The organism is Streptomyces sp. W16, from assembly GCF_033194735.1.
Lineage (GTDB): Bacteria > Actinomycetota > Actinomycetes > Streptomycetales > Streptomycetaceae > Streptomyces.
Genome location: NZ_JAWOAI010000772.1, coordinates 1 through 3,466, shown reverse-complemented (window position 1 = coordinate 3,466; position 3,466 = coordinate 1). Strand labels below are relative to the sequence as shown.

Below are 3,466 nucleotides of genomic sequence, written 5' to 3'. Positions count from 1 at the left end.
CCGCGAGGCGGCCCGCGCCGCCTGGGCCGCGCACGACCGCGGCGAGGCTCCGGACCAACTCGCCCTCGGACTCGTCGAGGCGTTCGGTGTGGCCGAAGTGCCCGCGCTCGGCGCCGCGTTGGAAAGCGCTTCAGACGTCTCCGCCGAATGGGGGCGTCACTCCCGTGTCGTCTTCACGGCGGCCGACGCGGGCTCGCTCCTCGCACGCGAGGTGATAGCGGAGGCCGGCCGGTCCCTCGCCGCACTCGTCGTACGGCTCGCCGAACGCGGTGTCCCCGTCGACGACGTGGTGGTCTCGGGCGGCACCGTCCTCGCCCAGCCCCTCCTGTACGACGCCCTCACCAGCGCGCTCGCCGAGCGGGTGCCGGGGGCACGGCCATGGCCCATCCAAGTGCCGCCCGTCGAGGGCGCGGTGGCGTTGGCCCGATCGATCCTGTGAACCGCACGGCCCCCGTTCACCCGGGGGTCATGTGACGGACGCCGAACCCCCTCCACCGGGACACGGCCCACCGCAAATCTTCGCACGTACGCACCAGTTGACGTATGCGCTTTCTGACGTCGTACCGTGCACCCCGAACCACAGCCGATCACACGACCCCTCCCTGGTCCCACGACCTCACCGGCCGCAACGGCCGTAGAACTCAAGAGAGGCACACCCATGCCGTCACCCGCCGGGCACCGTACGGACGCCGGTCGACTCGCCGTGAACAGACGTGGATTCCTCAAGACCTCGCTCGGCGCCTCGGCCGGTGTGGTCGCCGCGCCGACGCTGGTCAGCTGGCTTGCCGCCGCGGACGCCAAGGCCACCACGGCTCCGCTCGCGTTCGTCGACGACTACAAGACGAACGTCATCGCGAACCTGACGCCCGAGACCAACGCCGTGGTCCGGGTCCTCGGCGGCATGGCCCAGATATGGAAGACCGGTTCCGCCTGGAACACCGGCACCCCGCTGCGGCCCGAGATCCTGCGCGCCAACATGCGGTACTGCGTCGACCTCACCGGCCGCCGCACCGAGGCACAGGCGAAAGAGGCGTTCCTCTACGACCGGCAGCACCAGAGCTACGCGATGATCGCGGGCCTGGGTCCGCTGGCCGACCTGTACAAGTCCGGTGCCCTGGCGGTCACTTCGATCACCAGCGCCCCGGACGGCACCCCGGCCACCACGATCAGCGACGCCGTCCCGGCCGACGCGCCCGCCGGTTCCGCGCTCGGCGCCGGCTCACACGACTCCGCGCTCGGCAGGGTCGCCGAACTCGTCGACACCCTGCGCGGCAACTACGCCTCGGGCAACCCGAGCAAGTACGCCTACCAGTACCCGCGTCCGTGGCGCATGAACGAGAAGAGCGAGGTCGTCGACACCGGCACGGTCGACGCGCTCGGCTACCCGGTCTACGACTCCGAGGTCGTCGTCGCCCCGCAACTCCTGCGCCAGCGCAGCACGTCACCGGTCGACGACGGCGGGTTCCCCAGCGGTCACACCAACGCCTTCCACCTGGCGGGCCTCGCCTACGCGTACGCCGTACCGGAGCGTTTCCAGGAACTGGTCACCCGGACCCTGGAGTTGAGCCACACCCGGATCATGGCCGGCATGCACTCCACGGTCGACGTCATGGGCGGTCGCATCATGGCCACCGCGCTGGCCGCCGCCACACTCGCGGACCCGGCCAACGCCGAGCTCAAGGCCGCCGCGCGCGCCCAGGCCCTCGCCTACTTCGAGGCGAAGACCGGCGCGACGGCGGACACCCTGTACGCCTACGCGCACTCGGCGTCCACCGCGACCGACCCGTACGCGGACCGGACCGCCAACTCCCGTGTCGTGGAGCCCAAGTTCACCTACGTGCTGACCCGCAGCGGCCGTGACAAGGCGCTGACCGTGCCGAAGGGCGCGGAAGTCCTGCTGGAGACCCGGCTGCCGTACCTCGACGCGGCTCAGCGGCGCGAGGTGCTGCGCACCACCGCGCTGCCCTCCGGTTACGTCCTGCTCGACGGCTTCGAGCAGTGGGGGCGCCTCAACCTCTTCGCGGCGGCGGACGGTTACGGCTCCTTCGACTCCGATGTCATCGTCGCCCTGGACCTGGCGGCCGGGGGCTTCGGCGCGACCGACGCCTGGCGCAACGACATCGACGGCTGCGGCGGCCTGACCAAGCAGGGTACCGGGACGCTCACGCTGACCGGGCACAACGCGTACACCGGCGGGACCGTGCTCAAGTCCGGTGCGCTGGTGGCCGGTTCGGCGCACGCGCTCGGCCACGGCGACGTGAGTGTGCTCGGCGGCTCGCTGCGGGTCTCCGAGTCCGTGCAGATCCACGGCACCTACGCCCAGCAGTCCGGCACGCTGGAGGTCACGCTCCGCTCGGGCCACCAGCCCGCCGTCGAGGTCACCCGGCGTGCGACGCTCGGCAGGGGCAGCGCGCTGTCCCTGCGGTTCGACGCCGAACACCCGCCGGCCGCGGGCTCCACGGTGCGCGTCCTGGGCGCCTCGGCGCTGCGCGGCCAGTTCGACAGCGTCACGCTGAACTCGGACAAGCTGCGGGCCGTACCGGTGTATACGGCGGAAGGTCTGTCGGTACGACTCCTGAAGCGGTGACGCCCCTGGTGGCGGGAGCGATGCGACAGTAGGGCCATGACCCGGCTCCGGATCGCTCCCGCCACCGAACGGCCGGCCTCACCGCAGGGCGGATGATGGCGCGCGAACAGCACTCGGTCCTCGACCCCGGCACGCTCGACGACGGCGGCGGGCCTCCTCTGCCGCGCGCCACGCAGAGCCGGTCGGTACGCCTCCGCGCCGGGCTGCGGCGCCACCGGCGGTGGCTGCTGCCGCTGCTGGTGGCGCTGCTCCTCGCGCAGATGGCCGCCGTGATGGTCACGACCGCCGTACAGCAGACACCGACCATCGACGAGCCGGTGTACGTGGCCACCGCCACCGTCTATCTGCGCGAGCACAGCCTCGACTACAACCCCGAGCACCCGCCCCTCGGGAAGCTGGTGATCGCCGCCGGGATCGCCCTCGCCGACCCGCACTTCGACGCCTCCTACAAGGGCGACCAGGGCGAGTTGGGCCGCCATCTGCTGTACGAGTCGGGCAACGACCCCTGGCGGCTGATGTTCTGGGCCCGGCTGCCGGTGATCGTGCTGACGCTGCTGTTCGGGCTGGTCGTGTTCGCCTTCGCCCGTGAACTCGTCGGCGCCGCACGGGGGTTGGTGGCACTCGCCCTGTACGCGTTCTCCCCTGACGTAATCGCACACGGTTCGCTGGCCACCCTGGACGTGCCGGAGGCGGGCTTCCTGTTGACGGCGGTGTGGCTGCTGTGGCGGGCCCGTCGGCGGCCTCGGCTGTATGTCCCGCTCGCGGGCGCCGCGCTCGGTGCGGCCGTGGCGACGAAGATGAGCGCCCTGCCCGCCGTACCCGTACTGATGCTCCTGGCCGTGGTGTCGGTGTGGTCCGCCCGCCGCCCGGCCGACCGTG

At 71.8% G+C, this 3,466-nt stretch carries 2 protein-coding genes and 1 pseudogene; all 3 read left to right on the top strand.

Annotated elements, in window-relative coordinates; all coding sequences use genetic code 11:
- Nucleotides 1-439 (top strand): annotated as a pseudogene (locus R6V09_RS48945) (ATPase); the annotation flags it as partial.
- Between the two features lie 219 nt (nt 440-658).
- Nucleotides 659-2,587 (top strand): phosphatase PAP2 family protein, encoded by a 1,929-nt coding sequence (locus R6V09_RS48940; RefSeq protein WP_317887908.1) that lies wholly within the window; start codon nt 659-661, stop codon nt 2,585-2,587.
- Between the two features lie 92 nt (nt 2,588-2,679).
- Nucleotides 2,680-3,466, top strand: a 787-nt coding sequence (locus R6V09_RS48935; RefSeq protein WP_317887907.1) for a phospholipid carrier-dependent glycosyltransferase, incomplete at its 3' end; no start/stop codon positions are given.